Source organism: Mycobacterium talmoniae (genome assembly GCF_001854525.1).
GTDB classification, from domain to species: Bacteria; Actinomycetota; Actinomycetes; order Mycobacteriales; family Mycobacteriaceae; genus Mycobacterium; species Mycobacterium talmoniae.
In genome coordinates, this window is the sequence record NZ_MLQM01000258.1 from 1 (window position 1) to 4,739 (window position 4,739).

General features: G+C 71.2%; 3 protein-coding genes. All 3 read right to left on the reverse strand.

Translation table 11 applies throughout. The features are described from left to right. A partial coding sequence (locus BKN37_RS25815) for a serine/threonine-protein kinase (protein WP_131823705.1) occupies window positions 1-1,035 on the reverse strand: 1,035 nt, incomplete at its 3' end. A 219-nt stretch (window positions 1,036-1,254) separates the two neighbouring features. After that, on the reverse strand, window positions 1,255-3,108 hold the full coding sequence (eccA, locus tag BKN37_RS25820; RefSeq protein WP_095407214.1) for a type VII secretion AAA-ATPase EccA: 1,854 nt from the start codon (window positions 3,106-3,108) through the stop codon (window positions 1,255-1,257). An 8-nt stretch (window positions 3,109-3,116) separates the two neighbouring features. Then, window positions 3,117-4,643: a type VII secretion protein EccE gene (gene eccE / locus BKN37_RS25825; protein WP_071029997.1), complete on the reverse strand. Its 1,527-nt coding sequence runs from the start codon at window positions 4,641-4,643 to the stop codon at window positions 3,117-3,119. Window positions 4,644-4,739 lie beyond the last annotated feature (96 nt).

Sequence of the window (4,739 nt, forward strand, 5' to 3'; positions counted from 1 at the left end):
CCCCGGCGGGGTGAAGTGCCCGGACGGGGAGGTGATCGCCGTGCGGCCATCGGTGGGCTGCGTCGGCATCCCGCGGGTCCCCGGCGGCGGGGGCAGCGCCGACGTCGCCGACGGCGGCCCGGTGTGCCCGGTCGGGGTGGGCCAACTCGTCGGCTCCGGGGAAGCCGCTTGGCGGTCCGGGGCGGGCAGCGGCTGGCCGGCCAGCGCCGCGGCCGCCGCGGCGGCCAGGGCGCGGCCGCTCTGGTAACGGTCGGCCGGGTCCTTGGCCATCGCGGTGGCGATGACATCGTCGATCGCCGGCGGCAACCACGGCGCCAGTTCGGTGGCCCGCGGTGGCGGCTGGAACACGTGGGCCATCATGACCGCGCTCATCCCGGTCAGATGGCCGTACGGGGTGCGCCCGGTCAACAGCCGAAACAGCGAACACCCCAGCGAGTACAGGTCGCCGCGCGCGTCCACCCGGTGGCCTTCGATGGCCTCCGGGGCGGCATACGACGCGGTGGCCACCAGCGACCCGGTGGCGGTCAACCCGGTGGCGTCGTCCAGGGCGCGGGCGATCCCGAAGTCCGCCAACAACACCCGCTCCTGGTCGCCCGGTTGACCGGACAGCAAAAAGTTGGCGGGTTTGATGTCGCGGTGCAGCAGGTTGCGGGCGTGCGCGTAGTCCAGCGCCTTGCCGACCTCGGTGATGATGTGCACCGCCCGCTCGGCGGGCATGCCCCCGCCGTGCAGCTCGGCGTTCGCGTCGGTGCCGTCGACGAACTGCATGGCGATCCACAGCTGACCGTCGTCGGTCTCACCCCGGTCGTGGATGGTGACGATATTGGGATGGTTCAAGGTGGCGGCCAGGTCGGCCTCCCGGATGAACCGGGCGCGAAACTCGCTGTCTTGGGACAGCTCGGCCGACAGCACCTTGAGCGCGTCGCTGCGGGGCAGGGTGCGGTGCCGAGCCAGGTAGACGGTGCCCATGCCGCCGGACCCCAGCACCCGTTCGATGGTGTAGCCGGCCAGTACCGTGCCCGGAGCCAACGTCATCGGTGCTTCCCCGACCTGCGACCGACGGCCACCAGCACCTCTCGTCCGTGTCGTGCCCACCCGACGGTGCGCATAGTTACTACCGGCGATAGAAGAATCTACCTGCCGCCTAGCAATGTACCGCGCACGTTATTTCCCCGTTCGCCGTTGAGTCTGCGCCCAGGGCGCGGTCCACTCGAATTTTGTCGCCGTAGCCGCAGAGTGAACGCCGGAGTGGGGTCAGATCGGCAGGTTCTTTTCGGCGCAGGCGTCGATCACCGCGGTGGTGATGTCGTTAGTCCGCAGGGTTTCCAGGTCCGCCACCGTCACCGACCCTTTGGCGCTGCGGTGTTGGGCGGCCACCCGGGAGTCCCGCAGCCGCTCCGCGCGTTCGATGACGTTGCGGGCGAAGCGCCCGTTTTGCATGACGTCGATGCCGTGGCTGCCGTCGGGCGCCCGGTAGGCGCGCAGCCGGGTACAGGCGGCTTTGAGCGACTCTCTAGCGGCGGGTTCGACGAGGGTGGCGCGCGGCTCGCCGTACCGGATCGCGATTTCGACGAGCTCGTCGGGGCTGTAGGACTCAAACCGCAGTTTGCGGTTGAACCGGCCCGCCAAACCGGGGTTGACGGTGAGGAAGTCGTCGACCTGCTGCTCGTATCCGGCGCCGATGAAGCAGAAGTCGAAGCGGTGCACCTCGAGCGCGACCAGCAGCTGGTTGACCGCTTCCATCCCGATCATGTCCGGGCGCCCGTCTTGGTGGCGTTCCACCAGTGAGTAGAACTCGTCCATGAACAGGATCCGGCCCAGCGACCGGGTGATCAGGGCGTTGGTCTTGGGCCCGGAGGCGCCGATGTGTTCGCCGCAGAAGTCGGCGCGTTTGACCTCGATGATCTCCGGATGCCGCACGATGCCCAGCCCGGCGTAGATCTTGCCCAACGCCTCGGCGGTGGTGGTTTTGCCGGTGCCGGGCGGCCCGACCAGCAGCATGTGGTTGGTCTGATTGGTCACCGGCAGCCCGGCGGCCAGCCGCAGTGCCCGCACCTCGATCTGGTCCTCGAGTTCGGCCACCGCCCGCTTGACGTCGGCCAACCCCACCTGGTTGTCCAGCAGCGCCCGGCCTTCGGCCAGCAGTTCGGCGCGCCGCTCGTCGTCTTGTTCGGCGCGGCGCTGCTGGTGGGACTGCTCGGTGGCGACATCCCATTTGTCGGTGCGGCTGTTGATGGTTTCTTCGTCGGTGACCACCAGGCGCACCGCGGGGTCGGCCAGCGCCTGCTTGGCCGGCTCGATCAGCGCGCCGTTGATGGTGGCCTTCGACAACCAGATCTCGGCCCGGTCCTCCTCGCCGAGCTGGCGATGCGCCATGCCCCGCACGTACGCCAGATCGGCGGCGATCAACGGGAAGTCGTTGGGATCGATCGCGGTGACGGCGGTGTCCGAGTGCCGACGCGCCTCCTGCGGGTGCTGGCGGTCGGTTCGGACCTCCACCCGCTCCACCCAATCCAGTGCGACCCGCGGCTGCCCCAGATGAGCCGCGGCGTGTGCGGCCAACGCGTTGGTGGCCGCGGTGACCGCCGCCATGATGATGGCCCGCGACGGCAGCACCGTCGCGGCGATCTCGATCACGTCCGGCCAGCGCTGGGTGACGAACATCAGATAGGCCCGCAGGTACTGCTGCCACTGGTGGTTCTCCCAGGTGTCCAGCAGCGCCGCATCCTCCAGCAGCGCCCCAGCCTGCGCGTACTGGCCGTCGTCGACCAGGGCGCTGGCCAGCGCCAGCCCGGCGTGCGACGCCTCGGTCACCGAGATGGACAGGTACGGCCCGGCTTTGATCGCCGCCGACAGGTGCACACCGAGCCGGTTGGTCTCCCGATGCAGCCGGGAGCCGTAGGCGTACAGCTGCTGCAGCGTGGCCAGGGCGTCGTCGCCGGCGGCGATGCGGCCCAGCCACGCGTCGGCCATCGACGGGTCGATCGCGGTGGCCTCCGCGAACCTGGCCCGGGCGGCGGCCAGGTTGGCGTGGTCGGTGTCCAACAACGCCATCGCGTCGTCGAATCGCTTGCGGGCGGCGACGGTGTTGGTGGCGTTGCTGGTCATCATCGGAGCTACTCCACCGGTTCGAGTTCGACGATCCGGGGCGGCGTCGGCGGCGGGATCGCCTCGGCCGACACGTAGCGGTTCTCGGCGCGGAACAACTCGACCTCCACCGGGTACACCCGGTCGCCGGCCGTGACGTCCACGGTGCCCGGACCGGTTTGGCGGATCAGCACGTCGGCCGGGGCGCGGCCCGGCTCCCCGATGGTGATCACGGTGTTCGGCCGCGGCGCCGGCGCCACACTGCCATCGGTCACGCTGACGGTGGTGCCGGTGACCGGCCGAACCCGGTCGGTGACCACCAGGTCCGGCATCCGAGCGCTGGCCCAGCGCCGCGGATCCCGGGTGTGCACCGTGAGCCGGTCGCCGGTCGCGACCAGGCGGATCAGGATGCGTTTGACCACCGCGTCCTCGGCGGCGATGTGCACCCGGGTGGGCTCGCCCGGGTCGTCCAGCGGCAGCAGCAGCCGGTTGCCGGCGCCGGACTTCCCGAGCAGTACCCCCGACGGGCCGACCGGGACCAGCAGCGGACCGGTCAGCACGCCGCGACCGACATCGGCCGGCCACGGACCGCATAGGTGGCCCGCGATCGCCGCGGGCTGTTGGCCGGGCAGCGTGTGCAGCAGGACGCTGGGCGGGCTGACCGGCGGCTGTGGGGTCTGCACGGTCACCGTTGCGGTCATGCCGCCGTCGCCGAACACGGTGACGTTCTGGACGATTCCGTCGGCCCGCAACGTCCAGGCCTGCGCCAGCTTCGCCGCGGTGATGTCCTCGGGGCGATACCGGTAGGTCGTGAGCCAGCCGGTGTCCCCGCGTAGCGACCCCCACCGCCGCCGCGCGGCCCCGTCCAGCGCCGCACTGCCCAGCCGGCGCTCCACCTCGACGATGTCGGTGGCGGTCGCGACCTTGGCGCGGATGCCCTGCTGGCGCAGGGCCGCGCCGATCCGTTGCGCCGCGGCCAGCGCGGCGGTCCCCACCGAGGCGCGCCACCGCAACGCCTCGACGTTGTCCAGGGCCGCGACCCGCACCATGAGCCAGGTCGACCGGCGCCCGGCATACGGCGGGGTGCCGATCAACGTGTCGTACACCCGGGCGTAGTCGCCGGTGCTGCGGCGCCGCGCCCCGACGCTGACCACACTGACCGAATCGATTGCCAAACCCAGGCTTTGGTGCAGCAGCGGCAGCAGGTCGGCGATGTCGAGGGTGTTATCGGTGTGGGTGGCCGTCGATCCGGTGAGCAACGTCGGCGCGTGCGGCTTGCCCAACACCTGCACGGCCGCCGCCGCCACCCCGTCCTGGAACCGCACCCCGCCGCCGGCCCGGTCGTTGGCCACCGTCAGCGGTGCCCGCAACACGATCGGTCGACCACGCCGCAGCCACCGCAGCAGCCACGCCCACAACTGGGTGCCGCGCCACGGGATCACCCCCACGACCGCGCCGAGCACCAAACCCGCTGCGGCACCGGCGTATCCGCCCATACACCAGCCGACCAGCCCGGTGCCCAGCACCCCGAGAATGATCACCAGCCGGAGGGTCATCGCGCCCGCCGGATCCGGGCGATCAGCGCCGCGCCCAGCACCCCGGCCACCACCACACCGGCGAACACCAGCGCGACGGTGCGGGCCCAGTGATCC